Source organism: Blautia caccae (genome assembly GCF_040095955.1).
GTDB lineage: Bacteria > Bacillota > Clostridia > Lachnospirales > Lachnospiraceae > Blautia > Blautia celeris.
The window spans coordinates 242,287-260,718 of the sequence record NZ_JBBMFP010000006.1; the positions used below are offsets into that span (position 1 = coordinate 242,287).

At 47.1% G+C, this 18,432-nt stretch carries 16 protein-coding genes and 1 riboswitch; of the genes, 2 read left to right on the forward strand and 14 right to left on the reverse strand.

All coding sequences use genetic code 11. The annotated features are described in order from the left end of the window. Positions 1-51: 51 nt before the first annotated feature. Both cbiD and spoIVA read right to left on the reverse strand, forming a co-directional pair. Positions 52-1,209: a cobalt-precorrin-5B (C(1))-methyltransferase CbiD gene (cbiD, locus tag WMO65_RS09115; protein ID WP_148392753.1), complete on the reverse strand. Its 1,158-nt coding sequence runs from the start codon at positions 1,207-1,209 to the stop codon at positions 52-54. Positions 1,210-1,558: 349 nt separating this feature from the next. Next, positions 1,559-3,028 carry a stage IV sporulation protein A gene (spoIVA, locus tag WMO65_RS09120; RefSeq protein WP_033141826.1) on the reverse strand — a complete coding sequence of 490 codons (1,470 nt, stop codon included), beginning with the start codon at positions 3,026-3,028 and terminating at the stop codon, positions 1,559-1,561. A gap of 161 nt (positions 3,029-3,189) precedes the next feature. On the opposite strand from spoIVA, the gene WMO65_RS09125 reads away from it, so the two are divergent. Both WMO65_RS09125 and WMO65_RS09130 read left to right on the forward strand, forming a co-directional pair. After that, positions 3,190-4,761: a putative DNA modification/repair radical SAM protein gene (locus tag WMO65_RS09125; RefSeq protein WP_148392754.1), complete on the forward strand. Its 1,572-nt coding sequence runs from the start codon at positions 3,190-3,192 to the stop codon at positions 4,759-4,761. 170 nt (positions 4,762-4,931) lie between these two features. Beyond that, the gene (locus WMO65_RS09130) at positions 4,932-5,687 is read left to right on the forward strand and encodes a TIGR03915 family putative DNA repair protein (protein WP_148392755.1); all 756 of its coding nucleotides are present in this window, start codon (positions 4,932-4,934) and stop codon (positions 5,685-5,687) included. A 27-nt stretch (positions 5,688-5,714) separates the two neighbouring features. On the opposite strand, the gene amrS is transcribed toward WMO65_RS09130, so the two are convergent. The 12 genes from amrS to WMO65_RS09190 all read right to left on the reverse strand — a co-directional run. Next, on the reverse strand, positions 5,715-6,542 hold the full coding sequence (amrS, locus tag WMO65_RS09135; RefSeq protein ID WP_148392756.1) for an AmmeMemoRadiSam system radical SAM enzyme: 828 nt from the start codon (positions 6,540-6,542) through the stop codon (positions 5,715-5,717). A gap of 32 nt (positions 6,543-6,574) precedes the next feature. Then, a complete protein-coding gene (amrA, locus tag WMO65_RS09140; RefSeq protein ID WP_103732802.1) occupies positions 6,575-7,963 on the reverse strand; it encodes an AmmeMemoRadiSam system protein A in 1,389 nt (462 codons plus the stop codon). 121 nt (positions 7,964-8,084) lie between these two features. Next, positions 8,085-9,521 carry a phospholipase D family protein gene (locus tag WMO65_RS09145; protein ID WP_148392757.1) on the reverse strand — a complete coding sequence of 479 codons (1,437 nt, stop codon included), beginning with the start codon at positions 9,519-9,521 and terminating at the stop codon, positions 8,085-8,087. Positions 9,522-9,673: 152 nt separating this feature from the next. Further along, positions 9,674-10,525, reverse strand: coding sequence for a bifunctional 5,10-methylenetetrahydrofolate dehydrogenase/5,10-methenyltetrahydrofolate cyclohydrolase (locus tag WMO65_RS09150; RefSeq protein WP_029468715.1), 852 nt, complete (start codon positions 10,523-10,525; stop codon positions 9,674-9,676). A 268-nt stretch (positions 10,526-10,793) separates the two neighbouring features. Further along, positions 10,794-11,423 (reverse strand): cyclodeaminase/cyclohydrolase family protein, encoded by a 630-nt coding sequence (locus WMO65_RS09155; protein WP_033141831.1) that lies wholly within the window; start codon positions 11,421-11,423, stop codon positions 10,794-10,796. Between the two features lie 67 nt (positions 11,424-11,490). After that, positions 11,491-12,072, reverse strand: a complete 582-nt coding sequence (locus WMO65_RS09160) for a folate family ECF transporter S component (RefSeq protein ID WP_187370603.1) — start codon at positions 12,070-12,072, stop codon at positions 11,491-11,493. A gap of 102 nt (positions 12,073-12,174) precedes the next feature. After that, positions 12,175-12,272, reverse strand: a riboswitch (THF riboswitch). Between the two features lie 13 nt (positions 12,273-12,285). Further along, positions 12,286-12,936 carry a DUF3786 domain-containing protein gene (locus WMO65_RS09165; RefSeq protein ID WP_033141833.1) on the reverse strand — a complete coding sequence of 217 codons (651 nt, stop codon included), beginning with the start codon at positions 12,934-12,936 and terminating at the stop codon, positions 12,286-12,288. Between the two features lie 59 nt (positions 12,937-12,995). Further along, positions 12,996-14,924 (reverse strand): corrinoid activation/regeneration protein AcsV, encoded by a 1,929-nt coding sequence (acsV, locus tag WMO65_RS09170; RefSeq protein WP_033141834.1) that lies wholly within the window; start codon positions 14,922-14,924, stop codon positions 12,996-12,998. An 85-nt stretch (positions 14,925-15,009) separates the two neighbouring features. Next, the gene (acsE, locus tag WMO65_RS09175) at positions 15,010-15,795 is read right to left on the reverse strand and encodes a carbon monoxide dehydrogenase/acetyl-CoA synthase methytransferase subunit (RefSeq protein WP_033141835.1); all 786 of its coding nucleotides are present in this window, start codon (positions 15,793-15,795) and stop codon (positions 15,010-15,012) included. Positions 15,796-15,881: 86 nt separating this feature from the next. Then, positions 15,882-17,228, reverse strand: coding sequence for an acetyl-CoA decarbonylase/synthase complex subunit gamma (gene acsC / locus WMO65_RS09180; RefSeq protein ID WP_033141836.1), 1,347 nt, complete (start codon positions 17,226-17,228; stop codon positions 15,882-15,884). 25 nt (positions 17,229-17,253) lie between these two features. Next, entirely contained in the window at positions 17,254-18,192 is a 939-nt protein-coding gene (gene acsD, locus WMO65_RS09185) for an acetyl-CoA decarbonylase/synthase complex subunit delta (protein WP_033141837.1), read from the reverse strand. A gap of 106 nt (positions 18,193-18,298) precedes the next feature. Next, positions 18,299-18,432, reverse strand: a 134-nt coding sequence (locus WMO65_RS09190) for a hypothetical protein (protein WP_343309833.1), incomplete at its 5' end; no start/stop codon positions are given.

Sequence of the window (18,432 nt, forward strand, 5' to 3'; positions counted from 1 at the left end):
CCTTTATCTTTTGATAACGTATTTTCTTTGTGACAGCGGAAGGCTGAACGGTTACCGCTGTTCTTCTTTTATCAGCCTAATCAGCTCCCCGGCTTTTTCTGTCTCTCCGAGATAGCCGAATTCGTTTGAAAAAATAACGGCACCCATCTTCATCCTGTCATAAGCGCGGTGATGCAGATAATAGGAAATCCTGTCTGTCACCTCTTTCATGGTCTCCTTCAGCTTTCCCTCTCTCTGAATCAGCACCAGCGCTTCATCTGTGGTGACGGTGTTCAGAATATCCAGTGCCGTCTCTGCGGATATTCCCGCGCGCATGGCATTGGCAGCCAGTACTTCAGCCCTGGCGTCTGCACAGCGGGAATGGGTGTTCATGATCCCTGCCGCCACTTTTACAAATTTTCCGATATGGGATACAAAAAGAATGCCTTCCACACCCATGGAAACTGCCATGTCGATTGTCTCACCCACGTAGTTGCTGCATTTCATGGCCCCCTCAAGGGGAAGGTCCATATGCTCCTTCAGATATGCGGAGCCGTAATTGCCGGGGGTCACCAGCAGAAAACGGCTGCCGTTTTCCACACGCTGCCGCATTTCCACTTCTATGGTTTTTATGAGCGCGCTCTCACTCATGGGCTCCACAATTCCGGAGGTTCCCAGAATAGAAATACCTCCCTGAATACCCAGCCTTGGGTTGAAGGTCTTCTTCGCCGCCTCCTCCCCGTTTGGAACGCTTATAATGATTTCCAGACCACCCTCATGATCATATTCCGAACAGATGTCCTCCGCTGCTTTCAGAATCATACTGCGGGGTACTTTGTTGATTGCCGCACTGCCCACCGGCTGTTCCAGACCTTTCTTTGTCACGCGTCCCACGCCGGGGCCGCCGTCCAGAACTATTTTAGATTCACCGGTTTTCTTTACCCGGGAAAAGATCTCCAGACCGTCTGTCATATCCGGGTCATCTCCCGCGTCCTTGCGCACAGCGCAGGACACAAAATCCTCCCCCTTTTCGATATGCAGAATCTCCAGATTCAGCAGTATTCCTTTTGGTGTCATAAAGGAGATGTCCCGGATCTCCTCTCCTGACAAAAGCATCCGGGCAGCCGCTTCGGAAGCTGCAGCCGCACAGGTTCCGGTGGTGTAACCGAAACGCATCTTCCTGTTATTCCTGATAATGTAATAGTCTTCCAGACCAGTCTTATGTGTCATATGTTCATTTCTCCGAATCGGCCGGTATCAGCCGCATCTTTTGCTAAAATCTCAGAAAACCCGCTCTGCGGTTTTCTATTTTCATAAATGAAAAACCGCTGCCAGAAAACTGACAACGGATTCTTTTTCTTATGGGTAACAGCAGAATAAAAAACACACACTTATCCTGTTGTTTTGAACTGTCCGGTTGCCGCAGACGTCCCCCTCTCCGGCACCGCACGTATCTGGCTTTACAGTAACGGACTTGCACAGGAATTCCACCTGCTTCCGTAACGTTTCCGGGTCATATAATCACTGTTGTAATTATATAATTTTCCCCGGAAAAAGTCAATGTAAAAGCGCACTTCCGTCAGATGATGATGCAGACAAGTCCGCCTTTGCTGTCATTGACAATTTTCTGCATGGTATCCTGAAGTTTTACCTGGCTCTCATCGCTGATCTGGACCAGTTTTGTGTGAATGCCGTCCTCAACTAACTGTCCGATGGACTTGCCGAAAATATTTGTCTGCCAGATACTCTCCTGTCTCTCATCGCTGGTCTTGATATATTCGATCAGGTCTTTTGCCTGTTCCTCGCTTCCCACGATGGGAGCAATTTCTGTCTCAATATTGGCCCGTATCATATGGATGGACGGACTGACGGATTTAATTTTCACGCCGTATTTGCTGCCCTGTTTAATGACCATGGGCTCTTCCAGCTTAATTTCCGATTTATCCGGTGTCACTACACCGTAGCCCTTTCCTCTCACAGAGGAGATGGCTTCCCGCACCTTCACGTATTCTTCCTTCATTTTAGCCAGTTCCTGCATGGTATGGATCAGCTCATACTCGTCGGAAATGGATACCCCTGTCATCTCACTTAAGACAGCATAGTACCAGTTCTCATCCATGTCCACCCGTATCCTCACCCTGCCGGTGGAAAGATCCAGGGCCTCCGGCACCAGATTTCGCACATACTGGGATTTCAGAACCATTTTATCCCTGGTGGCATCTTTCACGTATTTCATTTTTCCCATGAGTTCCCGGATACAGCTAAGCAGTTCTGCTTTCAGATAATGGTCTGTAGGAAGGATTTCCACCCATTTCGGTATGAAAAATTCCATCTGTACGATTGGGAACTCATACAATACTTTTTCCATGATCCTGGTAACATCATCCCTGCGGAGCTGCTCACAGTTCACGCTCAGAACACCTGCCTGATACTTCTGTTTCAGCTCCTCACACAGAGCAAGTGTCTCCTCCTTGTAGGGCTTCTGGGAATTTACCAGGATCAAAAACGGTTTTCCCGCTTTTTTCAGCTCCGCAACGGTTTTCTCCTCACTCTCTATGTAATTATTCCTGGGAATCTCTCCAAAAGAACCGTCACATGTGATAACAAGACCGATATTGGAATGTTCCTCAATCACTTTCTTTGTACCTGTCTCCGCTGCCTGATGGAAAGGTATTTCATATCCGAACCAGGGAGTCTTGACCATACGCTCCTTGCCGTCCTCCATATTGCCCGCTGCATCCGGCACCATATACCCTACACAGTCGATGAGACGGATCTTCGCGGTCACATCATCACCGATTTTTATCTTAGCGGCTTCTTTCGGAATAAATTTTGGCTCCACAGTGGTGATCAATTTTCCGGAACCGCTTAAAGGGAGCTGGTCTCTCACCTCTTTCTGTGCTGTCTCTTCCATGTTAGGCAGTGCTGCCAGCTCCATAAAACGGCGGACAAATGTGGATTTTCCCGTCCGCACCGGTCCCACTACCCCTATGTAAATTTCTCCTCTGGTGCGGGCTTGTATGTCTTTATAAATGTTATATGTATCCATGAAAATACCCCCTTATCGTACTGCTAAATTATATGCTTCCAGCCCTTCAGATATTCCTTTTCTTTCATAAAATGCCATAGAACCGAACATTTGTTCTTGACACTTTTTCTTCCCTGTGCTATTCTGTAAGCAGAACATACATTCGGAAGGATTTGAGCAATATGTACTTATCATCATCCCTTACCCTGGAAGAAAAACTAAAGATTTTATCTGATGCGGCCAAGTACGATGTGGCCTGTACCTCCAGCGGCTCTGACCGCCGCGGTGAGAAGGGCAGTCTGGGCAATTCCGTAGCTGCAGGCATCTGCCACAGCTTTGCCTCTGACGGACGCTGTATCTCCCTGTTAAAAATTCTATTATCCAATGAGTGCATCTATGACTGCAAATACTGTCTGAACCGCCGTTCCAACGACAAAGTGCGCACCACTTTCACCCCGGATGAGATCTGCAGCCTTACCGTAGAATTTTATAAAAGAAACTATATAGAAGGTCTCTTTTTAAGCTCCGGCGTCGTAAAAACACCGACCTATACCATGGAACTTATGTATCGAAGTCTTTATCTGTTGCGCACCAAATACCATTTCCGCGGCTATATTCATGCCAAAGCCGTCCCCGGAGCCGCTCCTGAGATCATTGAGCAGATTGGCTATCTGGCTGACCGCATGAGCGTCAATATGGAACTTCCCACCAGAGAGTCCCTTCATGCCCTGGCACCCGGCAAAAGTCATGAGAATATCTTAAAGCCCATAAAACAAATACAGCACGGCATCACAGACTACCGCCTCTCCATAGGCAAGTCTGCCCAGATGGAGCGCAGCAGTGCCAACCGCTACCTCTCCAACTCCATCTTCAAAGACAAAAAAGAAAAACAGGACACCATCACAGGCTCTTCCGGCAGCAAAGCTCTGAACGGCCCTCAGACCCCTGCCGGGACAGGCCCTTCTGCCTCCCCGGCCCATCCTGCACCCTCATCGGATGCCGGAAGTCCGTCCTTTTATTTCCTCCAAAACACACCTTCTCTGCCTGCTGCCCAAAACCGTTCTTTTGTCCCCGCAGGCCAGAGCACACAGATGATCATCGGTGCCACCCCGGAAAACGACTACCAGCTTTTACAGGTAACACAGTCCCTGTACCAGCAGTTTGACTTAAAGCGCGTCTTTTTCTCCGCCTATGTCCCTCTGAACGAGGACTCCGCCCTTCCCTCCCTGGACACGGCCCCTCCCCTTTTAAGAGAGCATCGTCTGTACCAGGCGGACTGGCTTCTGCACTTTTACGGCTTCCACGCAGAGGACCTTCTGGACCCCAGCCGTCCGAACTTCAACATCCTTTTGGATCCCAAGTGCGACTGGGCTCTGCGCCACCTGGAGCTGTTCCCCATAGAGATTCAGACCGCATCCTACGAGGATCTGCTGAAAGTCCCCGGCCTGGGCAACAAATCCGCCTATCGGATCGTCCAGGCCCGCCGGACCACCCGCCTGGATTTCCCGGCCCTAAAAAAACTGGGCGTCGTCCTGAAACGCGCCCAATACTTTATCACCTGCAGCGGCAAAATGCTGTACCGCACCCCCATTGAAGAGGATTTCATCACCCGCCAGCTCACCTCCACCGACCAAAAAACCACCTGGTCCCTGGATCATCCCCAAACCTACCGCCAGCTCTCCCTCTTCGATGACCTGCACCTGTCCACCCCCGCCCCCGAGGATTCCCTAAAAACCCTCAGCGGCCAGCTATAGTATAGTCTTTTTTGTTTTTTCTTTTCACACCGTTCAACCGCCAATACCCAGGGAAACTCGCGGGGGAGAGGCCGGGGCGCCGTGTCTGCGGTGAGCGATGTATAGTGGAGCGGCCCGGCCTCTTCCCTGCGAGTTTCCCGTCCCAATATCATTTGAAAGGAGCCCCCCACATGGTAATATTCACCTGCCAAGACACCTTTGAATCCATGATGACCTGCATTTACGACGCCTGGTCCGCCCGTCTGGGCCACAACAACATAAAACTCCAGATTGAACCCATCTGGTCCCCGGAACTTTTCTGCGACTACCGCCACGTAGACCCCGACGAAGAGAAAGTACAAAAAGTGATCCGCTCCGTCAGGCAAAAAATTTCCGAAAATTCATATCATGACATCTACCGGGCTGCCATGTCCGACCATCCTGACAAACTGGATATTATCTACCGCTACATGATCCTTGGTTTTGTCTGCGGAGAAAAAACCTCCCGGATGTTCGGTAATCCTGCCGTATCCGCTCTTTTTGAGCTGGACCGGAAAGTAGCCAATGAAGCACATCTCTTTCGGGAATTTGTCCGCTTTTCCCGGCTGAAAAACCAGGTACTGCTCTCCATCATTGAACCCAAATGTAATGTCCTCACACTCCTTGCCCCCAACTTTGAGGACCGTATGCCTTCAGAACACTGGATGATCGTAGACAAGACACGGATGCTTTCCGTCGTACATCCTGCTGACAGCGACTACTTTTTGACTCCCGTGACACATGAAGAACTCTCCTACATGGAAGCTTCCAAAGACCGCTTTGACCCCTATGTGGGCCTCTGGAAATCCTTCTTTCAGACTATCGGCATTGAACAGCGCAAAAACCCTCGCTGCCAACGCAATATGCTGCCCATATGGTACCGTAAACACATGCCTGAATTCCAGTGATGAACCTGCACACGCCAAGACACCCAATCAGCAGTTACCTGTATACACATAATTCAGATACTTTCCTGCCTCTTCTGCCAGCCGATATACCTTCCTAACATCGGCTACCTCCCGGTCCTGCATCTTCCATCGTGGAAAGAACCTGGTCACATGCAGCGGAATCTCACAGCTCAAGGATGCCGTCCATTTGGCCAGATTCTGCATCTCAGAAACAGAATCATTTTCTCCGGGCACCACCAGTGTGGTAAGTTCCACATGACACACTTTGACGGCTTTTTCTATAAATGCTTTTACGGTTTCCAGGTCCCCTCCCAATTTTTTGTAATACGATTCTGTAAACCCCTTCAGATCTATATTCATGGCATCAATATACGACAGCACAGCATCCTCTGTCTCCTCTGTAAATGCTCCGTTGGTGACAAGGATATTCTTCATTCCTCTTTTTCTTACTTCTCTGGCAGTATCCCGCACATATTCATACCCCACAAGAGGCTCATTATATGTAAAAGCGATGCCTATATTTCCACGCGTTCTCAACGCCTCTGCCTGCTTGGCCAGCTCCTTGGGGCTGAAGGGCACAGATTCCAGTTCCTGTTCACCGGCCATGGAAATCTCAAAATTCTGACAAAACGGACAGGACATGTTACAGCCGAAACTGCCCACAGAAAGGACCTTTTTTCCGGGATAGAATCTCTGCAGCGGTTTCTTCTCCACAGGGTCCAGCGCCAGCGCAGTACATCTTCCATAATTGACAGATTCTATTCTGCCCTTCACATTCCGCCTTGCCCTGCAGCGTCCTGTCTGTCCCTCTTCCAGCCGGCAGTGATGCATACAAACTCCACATACGTTTCCCATAAGATTCCTCCGCACTCATGCGCATCCTGTTATCACTTGTGTCTGGTCACCCGAAATCTTTCCAGCTTGATTCCCTCTTCCATATGATCGATACCGGCTTTCTGCATGGCAATGGATATCTGTTCTTCCACGGTATCCACGCCCTCCAGATTCGGAAGAAGGAGACCTCTCTTTCTCCCCTTAGACACAATCACGCCGTACTCCTTTACATCCAGCTCCTCCGGTGATGCAATTTCTTCTGTTTCCCCCAGAACATCCACACTGTAGACGAGTCTGTCAAGCTCCTCCTCCCTGACAGGTGAAAATCTGGGATCACGGCAGCCGGCGCTTACGGCATTCTCCACAATCTCCTCCGCTATGGAATCTGTCACAGGTGAAATTGTTCCAATGCATCCGCGCAGCCTTCCGTGCAGTTTCAGAGAGACAAATACACCTGCACGCCCGGAACGTAATTCTTCCGGAAGATTCTCCAAAACCGCCGTCTTTCTCCCTGTTTTCACATAAGTCTCCAAGGACTTTCTTGCCAACTTCACATAGGCATCCTCGGATGCTCTCATACTCTCCAGCTTTCGTCTCTGTATCTCTTCATACTGACTGAGAAAATGCCTTTTCTCATCCGTACCTGAAACCTCATATGTACAGATTCCATATCCTACGCCAAACGGACCTTCATAAGACAAACGCCTTACGTTTACAGCTTTTCCATCCAAAGCCCCGGCCATGATGACAAAAGACCGGTGCCCACACTCTGCTGCTTTCTCACAGAACTCCTCCCCGAATTCCAAGAGATCCCCGAAATTTCCGGTTCCCATTACCTGCATGATTCTTTCATCATACTCCGGCCCCTCCTTTTGGTACCCATAAGGACCACTCTCCAAAAGCTTATGGGATAAATCTCCGCTGGCGATCATGACAACATTTCTGTGAAGCGCATCAGCGGCCCGGCTGATATACTGTCCCAGCCGATAATGTGCTTCCAGTGACTGTCCTGACAGTCCAATACGAAGGACCTTACATCTGACGTTCTGTTTCTTCAGAAAATACAGGGGAATCATAGCCCCATGGTCCAGCCTGCTGTCGCGCTCCCCCCTGGTTCCGGCCATAAACCCATCCCTGTCCAGAAGTCTGCACAGATAGCTGCGCAATTCTGAATCATACTCTGCATCCATCCGGATCTCTTTTGCTCTGAACTGTCCGAAATCCCCGGATGCTCCTCTTCCCGGTGAGATATGGAAATAATCCGCATACATGACAGTGTGCGGTGTCGTCACCACAACCGTATCCGGACAGAGCTTCGCCACATGCTGCGCGGCCTTCTCATATGCCGCTGTTGTAGCTGAAATCCCTTTCTCCTGTCCCCTTCCCACCTCCGGAATGATAAGCGGCGGATGGGGAACCATAACAGCACCACGTATTGACATGATATCAACTCCTCTCCCTGCATTCATCACACGATTCACTTCTCATAGTTCTATTATACATCCGGGATGATTCCATGAAAACCATAGATTGGAATCTCCCCTGACTTTTCCCGGATATTCTCTACACCATACTGCGAAATGGCTGCATGATCAGTCCGACCACACGCATAGCAGCCTTTTTCCAGAAAGGGATCTCCTCCACCTGTATATGCTCAGGTACTTCATAGGTATCAGGTCCGGTCACGGTCCTGCAGTCCTTCTCCATCTCCTCCATATATCCGGTCAACTCCTCTGTCAGTTCCCTGCTCTGTACTGCCAGCATCAGCTCAGTATCCACATATGTGCTGCGCAGGTCCATATTATAGGAGCCGATAATAGACATATCCTCATCAATCACCACAGATTTCCCGTGATAAGATACGCCGCCGTCATATTCCAGAATCTGCACACCGGTATTAAATACCTCGTTTTTCCTGTACAGATAATCGCTGGATGCCATAAAATTGTCACCGTTTTCTACAGAATTGATGACCATTCTGCTGTCCGGTACCTGCCCCGCGATCTCTGTCAGTTCTCTCTTCATGTAACCGTTCAGAACCACATACGGAGTATGGATGATCACTCTTTCTTTTGCCTGCTTCATAAGTTCGGAAAGTTCATAAAACAATACCGGCTTCTTCCCATAGATTCCCGTTGGATTTGAAAGAAGAGTCACCTTGTTTGTTTCGCAGGTCATCTCACCGTAATCACAATCCCGGAACAAACCCGGATTTTCCTTTTTCAGTTTTTCATATCTTTTGGTCAGCATGTCAATCATGCTCTTAACCTTATGGTCCTCCCTCAGGTTTTCCTGATCATGAAACAGCCTGCACTCTTTTTTATCCCACATGCGGCTGAAATACGCCTCCACCTGATACAGGGAACTTTCATCCTCTCCCCGCTGCTTTGGATTCGTGTTATATATCAGTACCTCCCTGTCATAACTCATATTTTTATTTGGATAATCGCCGATAAAGTAGTCAAAGGTATTCCTGCCGCCCAGAATATAGGCCATTTCATCCACAATGACGTATTTATCATGCATTCTTCCCTGGGTTTTCCAGGGCATTGCCAGATTCAGTTTATTATATATTTTTATCTCCACATTCGGATGGGAAGAAAGAGCATAAAAAAGCTCATTCCCCTCCAGACGGATGGTACCGCTCACCCCGTCTACCAGAATTTGTATTTTGATTCCCTCCTCTGCCCTGTGATACAGAACAGCCAGCAAGTCCCTTGTGCTCTTTCCATCTCTCATGTCAAATGTGGAAAGTACAATTCGCTCCTTTGCCTGATGAAACAGCCGGATTCTCTCATCCCATGCGCTCTTATTTGTCTCCAGCAGCATCGCTCTGTCCACACCTGTGCGGTCTCTGTAGCACTCTGACACGGAAAAGTTCTTCTTTGTCTCCTCTGACACTTTTTTATAATGGACAAACGGACCCACCGCTCCTGCTACGAGATAGACCAGGAAAAATAGAACTATAAATAACAGCCATCGAATTTTAAACTTTCTCATTTCTATCACCCTTTACTGTTTTTGTAAAGATAACCACATAGGTTATCATAGGGCACCATACTGCTTTCTGCCTGAAAAGTCAAGAACAAAGCCCCCGAAAATCCACAGATATGGATTTCCAGGGGCATGTATACTAACTATTTATTTATGTATTACGCAAATTTACGTTTTGCAGCTTCCACTACATGTCCAACCAGTACAGAAGTAGTTACACTTCCAACACCGCCCGGAACCGGAGTAATAGCATCCACAACAGGCTCTGCTTTCTCAAAGTCAACATCTCCGCAGAGTTTTCCTTCCGCGTTCACATTGATTCCAACATCGATCACTGTCTGTCCTGCACTTAAATAGGTATCGTCGATAACACCTGCGCGTCCTGCAGCAACGATAACGATATCTGCCTCTCTCACTACAGAAGGCATATCCACAGTTCTGGTATGGCAGATAGTAACCGTTGCGTTTTTCTTGATCAGCATCATGGCTGCCGGTTTTCCTACTACCAGGCTTCGGCCTACAACAACTGCCTTTTTACCTGTGCAGTCAATTCCGTAAAAGTCAAGGATTTCCATACAAGCCTGAGGGGTACAGGGCGGGAAACCTACGTTCTTACCTGTAAATACACCTGACATGGAACCATCGGTCATGCAGTCCACATCTTTTGCCGGGTCCAGTGCATTTTCAATAACGGACTGGTTCAGGTGTTTCGGCAGCGGACGGAATAAAAGTACACCATGGATCTTGTCATCTTTATTCACCTTGTCAATCGTTGCCAGAAGTTCTTCCTGGCTTACATCTGCCGGAAGCAGAATTTTCTCGCATGCAACACCAAGTGTTTCACAGCGTTTTGTTGCGCCTCTCTCGTAGGAAATATCACTTTCATTTTCACCTACACGGATTATGCACAGAGTTGGTTTTACACCTTTTTCCTCCAGTGCTGCCACGTCTGCTTTAATTCTCTCGTTTAATGCTGCTGTTACTTCTTTACCCAGTAATCTTTTTGCCATTCTCTATGAATCCTCCTGCATCTTTTTATCCTGCCCTTTGGGCACTCAGGTTACTATTCACAGCCCTGCAAAAAGCGCAGTTCTATGAACAGTAGCACGCTTCGCCATGCACAGTTCTGCCCTTTAGGGTACAAAATGCAATAAATTGCATTTTGGCGCTGGCTAACTCGGGATTTTGCTTCGCAAAACACCTCCCGAGACATTGGCCGTGAATAGTAACCTCTCAGCAACTTATGCCACAGCTTCTGCCACATAAGGTATCAAACAATTATTTCAGTCTGGAAAGCACGCTGTCAAAGGTTTCGTCAGCGATCTTCGTATATTTCTCCAGCATTGCATCTGCTTTTTTATTCAGCTCTTCTGCATAAGCTCTGTCAGCCATGGATTTTGTGTTAATATATACATTCAGGCTGGCACCCTTTAAAGCTGCTTTACAGAAAGCTGCACCAACGCCCGCATCACTGATCGCCAGTGTGGAACCTTTTGCCGCAAATTCCACGATCACTTCAATCGCTTCACAGCACTTCTCCATAATTTCCATCGGTACAGAGCAGGCATCCTTTAAAACGATTTCCATAACTCTTGCTTTCTCAGCCTTCTCTTCCTCTGTTGCACGAGGCATACCATATGCTTTTGACAGGGGCTCAAACACCTCTGCATCTCTCTCGATCAGACGTAAGAAATCCTTCTGCAGGGCGTCACATTTCTTTTTCAGCTCCCACATCTCGTCTTCCACTTCTGCATACTTTTTCTTGCCCACAGTCAGGCTGCCCACCATATTGCCAAGGGCTGTTCCCACAGCGCCAACCAGAGCAGATGCTCCGCCGCCGCCCGGAACCGGTGCTTTTGATGCCAGTACTTCTACAAATTCATTACATGGTACAGTTGAAAATCCCATCTCTCACATACCTCTCTTTCTTTCATTGCCGAATTTCTCCGGCTTTATATAAAATCCCTTTAGGGGATTATTTTGCATGGTCAGTCACATTTACAGACCCATTTTTCACCATGGTGCTCTTATTTACCATAGCTGTCAGAGGACTCTTATAGAGGAAGAACACCAGCAGCGTATTCAGTGCGACCAGAAGCGGTGTCTGAACCAGTCTCTGGGCATACAAAACTACCCACGGCGTTCCGTAGTACATATGAAGTCCCAGACATGTAAATCCAAGAGAACCAACAATTCCATGAACAACAATCACTGCAAGCACATGCCAGATTTCCAGTTTCTTTGTATAAAAATGACGAAACAGACCCGGCAGCACACCAGCCAGAATAGCAGTGACAGAAATCATGGGATTCGGTGCATACCCCTGTAGGATCGCCCCAAGGAAATCAGATAAAAAGCCGCAGATTCCCCCTACCAAAGGGCCAAACCAAAAGCCGCAGAGATATACAGGCGTCTGACCTACGGTGAGCCGAATACTGGTACCGATAGGGATTGCGACCAGCCTGGTCAGAATGATACTCATTGCTACCAGAACACCCGTAAATGCCAAAACTTTTACATTATTCACTTTTTTCATCAGATATAAATCCTCCTTCATCTGTTGTCTCCCAGGGACAGCATAACTGTCCCTTCTCGTTATGTACTTATGGCATAGTAGTTTACTACACCAAAGAGAAGAATTCATATCTGCCTTTAATGTAGTAGCGGACGCAATATTACATCGTGGAGCCTTTGGCTGCCTTCGTTCATGGACAACTTCCCATCCCATGACACTTAACGCGTAATACCTACTCTACTATAACAATCTTTTTTAAGACAACTTTTTTTCTAATGCTTTCATCATGTTGATACTGATATCGCCCACAACCGCCAAATCCTCCGCGGCAAATGTGACAGCAAAATTATCAGAAAACAATATCTGTGCGGAAGGCTGAAATTCGTCATCCCCTTCCCACAAGATAAACTTTACATGCAGATTGTCCATAAATTCCAGTTTATAGGAACAGTCTCCCTCTGCACATTTTTCTGCTCCCAAATGTTCCATAATCTTACGGAACACAGAAAGCTTATTTCCATAGCCAAATGCCAGCCGAAACAGACATCTGCCCTGGAACTGTCTGAAGTAAACCTCACCCCAGGGAACATCATGATAGGTAAGAAATTTCCCTGATGCAGGTGCTGCGCTTCTCTCTGTCAAAAAGCGGACAATGAGAATCTTGGCATTCATGGCGTCCTCCAGCGGATATACCCCAATGGAATCCTCCACGTGATGAATTTCATAATCCGGAAAAGACACCTGGTAGGTACTTCCCATCAGTTTCACGGTAAAAAGCCCTTTTTCCTCATCGTAAGGAATACCGGTTCGCCCGCTGATTTCTTTCGGGTCCATCTCTCTGTATGCGTTCAGATAATGTTCATAAGGACGCTGCTCTTTACTGTCCTTTGCGTATTCAAAATTCATCTCTTCACCTCAGTCAGTCTATTTATTCGCTGCAGTAACGGATCCGCCAAGCGTACCTTCTACTGCTCTGTTACAGACGGAAACAGGGACGTATCCGTATGTGGTATAAAACAACATGCTACAAACTCATCCATATAACTCGGTACAGTGGAAAGTTCCAGGTACGTCATATTGGACGCGATCTCATAACATTTCTGCTCTGCTTCCTTTGACAGAAGCATGGTATATGCGCCGGACAAAGAAGAATTTCCAATGTAATGGAATTTCTCCAGAGGAATATCCGGAAACATACCGATTCTCACGGCATTTTTCATATTGATGCCGCTGCCGATTCCACCGGCTACATAAACATCGTCAATCATGGAGATATCAAAGTCAAGAGAGACAAGCATGGTACGGATGGCTGAGAAGATAGCACCTTTTGCCCGTATAAAGTTATCAATATCCACCTCATTGATCTCCACTTCCTTGACAGTGCCCGACTCTTCCTCGAATGCGAGCACATAGCTGCCCATGCCATACTCATCATGGCGGACACGTTTTCCTTCCCGGACAAACTTTCCTTTCGGATTGATAATACCGGTTCGGAACAATTCGCTGATCACATCAATGATACCGGAACCACACAGACCGATGGGTTTCTCACCCTCATCTCCGATAATAGAGTAGCTGGGCTCCATCGTTTCCGCATCAATGGTACATGCCTCGATCGCGCCGTCCGTCGCACGCATACCGCAGCTGATATCCCCGCCTTCAAAAGCAGGTCCCGCAGAGCAGGCGCAGCTCATCATAAAATCAGAATTGCCGAATACAAGCTCGCCGTTGGTACCCAGATCAATAAACAGAGAAAATTCAGGACGATTCCACAGCATACTTACCAAAGTACCTGCTGTGATATCTCCGCCCACATAACTGCCGATATTCGGTGCCAGTATAATATGGGCATCCGGATTTACTCTGATTCCGATATCAGAAGCAAACAGTGAATTTGTTTTATAAAAGGTAGGAATATATGGTTCCATACGGATTGGATCACCATTCATTCCTGTCAGCAGATGGTTCATGGTAGTGTTGGATGCAATGCACATACGGTATATGTGCAGGGGGCTGAATCCACAGGAGCGGCACATCTGCTCAATCATAGGATTGATCGTCTCATTCACCACTGCATCCTGCAGCTTCTCGCTTCCGCCCGGTTTCATAGACTCGATAATACGGTTGATAACATCCGCGCCATAGCGAATCTGACCGTTTCCGGCTGAAGCTTTCCCAAGGATCTCACCTGTCTGCATATTGACCAGCAGTGCAGATACCGTGGTTGTACCGATATCAATAGCCAAACCGCCGATTACTACTTTTTCATCTCTGCCGTAAACGTCATACACAAAAATATCATTTGCTGTCCTGCGCACAATACACTGTACATCAAAATGATTTTCACGGAAAACAACGGAAATCTTCCGCAGTGCAGAATAAGGCAGACGCACTCTTTTTACACCGGTTTCCCTTTTGATCGCACGCATCAGACGTTCATTGTCCGGCATGGTATCGTCCAGAGTCGGTTCATCCATAGTCACATGGATAATATCCAGACTGTTTTTCAAGGTAATTCCTGCTGCTTCCACATCGGATTTTGCCTGATCAAATATGGCAATCTCCTCTTTGGAACTCAAATCTGCGACTTTCATCCGGCTCCTGTAAGCGGATGCAATGTCGGGTACCTGTACCTCCACATCACCTGTCAGCTTGCTCACACATGCCAGTCTCCAACCTTCTGCATACTCTTCATCGGAGATGTGACGGGTCTTTGGAGAATTCATTTCACCTGCCACCAGCTTCACCTTGCATTTACCACAGGAAGCATTGCCGGAACAGGGGGCATCGATAGCCACATTCGTTTTTCTCGCTACTTCTAAAAGGATTTCTCCTTCCTGGGCGAAAGTTGTGACGTCTTCGCCGTTTTCAAATTTAAAAGTCACTTTGAACATAGGAATTTAGCCTTTCTGTATATTTTTATCTGCGCCGGCGATAAAAATATCCCCGGCGCTTTTTATTACACGACTCTGCCTGTGATTAGATCTCCAGGTAAGAGTCAGCGTATAATGTGTTGTTTTTGAAAACATCACAGGATTTAATTGTTTCCATCAGTCTTAAATCACATGGATTTACGATTGCGGAAGTTAAGCCCTGCATCATGCACATTGCAACCATTGCGGAATCCATAATCGGACGAATATGTTTCGGCATACCGTTGGAGTTATTGGACAGACCACCTGTGGAATTCAGGCCCATATCGCTGAACATTTTGATTGCTTCCAGAACTTCCATCTGTTTGTCCTGCATTCCCTTAACAACCAGGAATAACGGGTCAAACCACAGATCTGTAGGCTCCATACCCAGCATCATACCTCTTTCCAGCATGTTCTGGCAGTGCATCATACGCTCATCATTGTCTGCTGCAATACCTTCTGCAGAGCAAAGAGCGATTACGATAGCGTCATTTGCTGCAGCCAGATCGATATTCTCGATTCTTCCGCCTGCATCAGCAGAGTTTACAATCGGTTTTCCTTTGCTTCTGTTGTATACGGAGATACCTGCCTCGATTGCTTTTTTGTTGGCAGTATCCAGTGCCAGAGGAACATTGTCGAAGTTGGACTGGATCAGCTGAACAGCCCATTTCATTAAATCTTCTCCATCATTCTCTGCCGGTCCGATATTAACGTCCAGATAAGTTGCACCTGCATCCAGCTGCTCTTTTGCACGTTTTAAGATTGGTTCCGGATCACGCTCTGCCATCGCTTTGCGGATAGACGGGGAAATACAGTGAATTCTCTCACCAATTGTAACAAACTTTGCCATAATAGTTCTCCTTTTAAATTATTCATTTTGGCCGAACAGAGAAGATACCTAAAAAGCATCCTCCCTGCCAGCCTGTCTTTCCTCTTTTATGCAGTCAGGTCTTTTAAGAATTTAACTAACTGTACTGCTTCCAACGGGGCAACAATAACTTCCCAACCCGGAAGTTTTGCTTCGATATCGCCCTTTAATACGGCAACTTTACCCGGAATAACCAGTTTTCTGCATTTTACTTTATCTTCAACATTCTCCTGAATGTATTTAGATACAGAAGTGGAAGATAATTTACCTGCAGCCCATGCAGTCAGTACGGAAAGTCCGCCTGCATCACTGATGATCAGGTTACACGGTACACCGGAACGCTCCAGCTCTCCGGATACCACGAAATATGTAAGAGCAAAGTCTACGGTTGTCAGACACAGAGAATTCTCATCTGCACCATTTAATGCATAAATACCCGGTTCCACTTTCATTGGTTTCTGCGGGTCTGTGAATACGTTCTGTCTCAGACCAAATAACGGCAGAGCTTCTGCATAATCAAGCTGCTCCATAACCACAATGGAACCATATTTCATTGTGAACAGGGAAGCCAGTGCCTGCTGCATATTTCTGTCGCCATGTGCCAGAACTGCCAGATTTACCAGTGTCGGATAACCGAAAGTTCTGTCCTGATCTTTTAAAGCTGCACGGCGAATCTGTACTGCGTTGCCGTAAGCTTCTTTTACGGATTTTGTTCCAACATCCAGAATCAGGTTCTTGTTGCCTGCTTTTTCCAGAGCTGCAACTGTATCATATAATTCATTTAAGTCTGCACCTGTAACGCCAAGTACAACACCTGCCTCTGTTGCAACTGCGCTCATCTCAGCGTAGTTGGAGGCATCTGCACCGTTTAATACCGGTTTGCCGTCTTTGCATACAGCCAGAGCTGCTTTAGCAGCTTCTACATCTTTACAGCCCAGAACCAGAGTTCTGCCAAGAGCTGCTGCTTTCTTTACGATTTCAACGTATCTGTCTTTGTCAGCGCCGTCTTCGTAGTTCACGTAAATCATTTCAACGAACATTCTCTCGCTGATACGTTCGTAGTCTACCTTCGGAATTGCTGCCAGTTTCGCGTCGATTGCTGCATCATCCATGCATGTGCACAGTGAAACCGCATATCTTGTTTTGCTGACGAATGTTTTCTCATGTCTGAATAAAACAGTCTCGCCGCCTAAAGTAAATTCATTGTCACCGCTTCCGACTTTGATGGTCTTCATCGGCGGAGCTGTTGCCTCAGATAACTGAGCCAGAGCATCCTCAGACATATGCGGGCATTTGGAAATTTCCAGAGCACCCTGAGCCACTTTCATGGAGAAAGCCATACATGTTGGGCAGCCGCACTCTTTACAGTTCTTTTTTGGTGTCAGTTTAAAAATTTGAATACCTGATAATCCCATTTGTTTTTATCCTCCTGTTCTACGATTACACTAATTCTTTAATCATTTTTGAGATTGTTGCAACAGATTTGGGATGTCTCAGAATGACAGCGTCAGAACCGGAAGCTAAAACTGCTGCTGCTGTCTGTACTTCCATACTGATACCTCTCTCTTCCAGCGGTCCCCATTCCGGCATATCTTCCTCAGAAGCCATGGCCTCTTTTACTCCCCATGTCTCATCGGCAACTGGAGTGATGATAGGCATCTGTAACATGTTATCATTCTGGGAAAGAGCTGCACCTTTAATACGGTCCATTGTGGATACCACGTACTCAAAACCATAGCCTACTGCTGCAGAACCAACGTTCATTACGATATCCTGAGCTTTTACGCCTAACTGGGTTGTAACAACGTTAAGCTGTTTTGCCAGGTTGATATCTACTGCGGATTCTGCTCCAACCTTCTGGTTGTATGCAAGGCCTGCTGCTGCACCAACTGCTTTGTAATCTTCTTCTCTTGCAGAAAGGACTAAAACGTTCTTGCCCTGAAGTGCTTCTGCCACTTTCGGCAGTAATTCAGAATCTTTTTCCACATTCTTGCAACCTTCAACAACTAAAGGACAGGAAACAGCTTCGCCGACTTCTTTGACAACTGCGATCAGTTCTTCAATAGATTTGTCTGCGCCGTTTGGATCCCCGCCTTCCAGACGTAAGCATACGAAGTCCGCACCTTCCATTGCTTCCGCTTTTTTTGCGATCTCGGCCATTGTGGCAGCACCTGCATAATATTCCTGGATTCCCGGAACGTTGATAAGTCCCATATCGGAAATTTCCACGCCTACTTTTGGTGCATTTTCCGTGGGAGCATCAAATGTATAGAAAGGAAATGTGCATTCCCCTCCTAATTTGATCGCTTTGTCCCCGCAGCCAATTTCAACTGTGTTAATGTTTGCATTGAATTTCTGTGGTTTTTGATTAAACGGCATTTCTCATTAGCCTCCTTAATATATTTTTTATAAACGGTGAATACGGTAAAACGCGCATTCACCGTTTACATGATACTACAATTAAGCGATTTTGTCTTCCAAAATCTTACATCATCGGATCCAGACCAAGAGCCGGATGTCCTTTTTCTGTTAAGAATGCAACTAATTCTTCCGGATCTGTTGCGATGGTCTCATCACCAACCATGTCTGTGAAGTTGTCGATACCGTATAATTCTTTTG

Excerpts from the sequence above, each read along its gene's own strand:
- cbiD (WP_148392753.1), bottom strand. The coding sequence starts at position 1,209 with ATGACACATAAGACTGGTCTGGAAGACTATTACATTATCAGGAATAAC.
- spoIVA (WP_033141826.1), bottom strand. The coding sequence starts at position 3,028 with ATGGATACATATAACATTTATAAAGACATACAAGCCCGCACCAGAGGA.
- WMO65_RS09125 (WP_148392754.1), top strand. The coding sequence starts at position 3,190 with ATGTACTTATCATCATCCCTTACCCTGGAAGAAAAACTAAAGATTTTA.
- WMO65_RS09130 (WP_148392755.1), top strand. The coding sequence starts at position 4,932 with ATGGTAATATTCACCTGCCAAGACACCTTTGAATCCATGATGACCTGC.
- amrS (WP_148392756.1), bottom strand. The coding sequence starts at position 6,542 with ATGGGAAACGTATGTGGAGTTTGTATGCATCACTGCCGGCTGGAAGAG.
- amrA (WP_103732802.1), bottom strand. The coding sequence starts at position 7,963 with ATGTCAATACGTGGTGCTGTTATGGTTCCCCATCCGCCGCTTATCATT.
- WMO65_RS09145 (WP_148392757.1), bottom strand. The coding sequence starts at position 9,521 with ATGAGAAAGTTTAAAATTCGATGGCTGTTATTTATAGTTCTATTTTTC.
- WMO65_RS09150 (WP_029468715.1), bottom strand. The coding sequence starts at position 10,525 with ATGGCAAAAAGATTACTGGGTAAAGAAGTAACAGCAGCATTAAACGAG.
- WMO65_RS09155 (WP_033141831.1), bottom strand. The coding sequence starts at position 11,423 with ATGGGATTTTCAACTGTACCATGTAATGAATTTGTAGAAGTACTGGCA.
- WMO65_RS09160 (WP_187370603.1), bottom strand. The coding sequence starts at position 12,072 with ATGAAGGAGGATTTATATCTGATGAAAAAAGTGAATAATGTAAAAGTT.
- WMO65_RS09165 (WP_033141833.1), bottom strand. The coding sequence starts at position 12,936 with ATGAATTTTGAATACGCAAAGGACAGTAAAGAGCAGCGTCCTTATGAA.
- acsV (WP_033141834.1), bottom strand. The coding sequence starts at position 14,924 with ATGTTCAAAGTGACTTTTAAATTTGAAAACGGCGAAGACGTCACAACT.
- acsE (WP_033141835.1), bottom strand. The coding sequence starts at position 15,795 with ATGGCAAAGTTTGTTACAATTGGTGAGAGAATTCACTGTATTTCCCCG.
- acsC (WP_033141836.1), bottom strand. The coding sequence starts at position 17,228 with ATGGGATTATCAGGTATTCAAATTTTTAAACTGACACCAAAAAAGAAC.
- acsD (WP_033141837.1), bottom strand. The coding sequence starts at position 18,192 with ATGCCGTTTAATCAAAAACCACAGAAATTCAATGCAAACATTAACACA.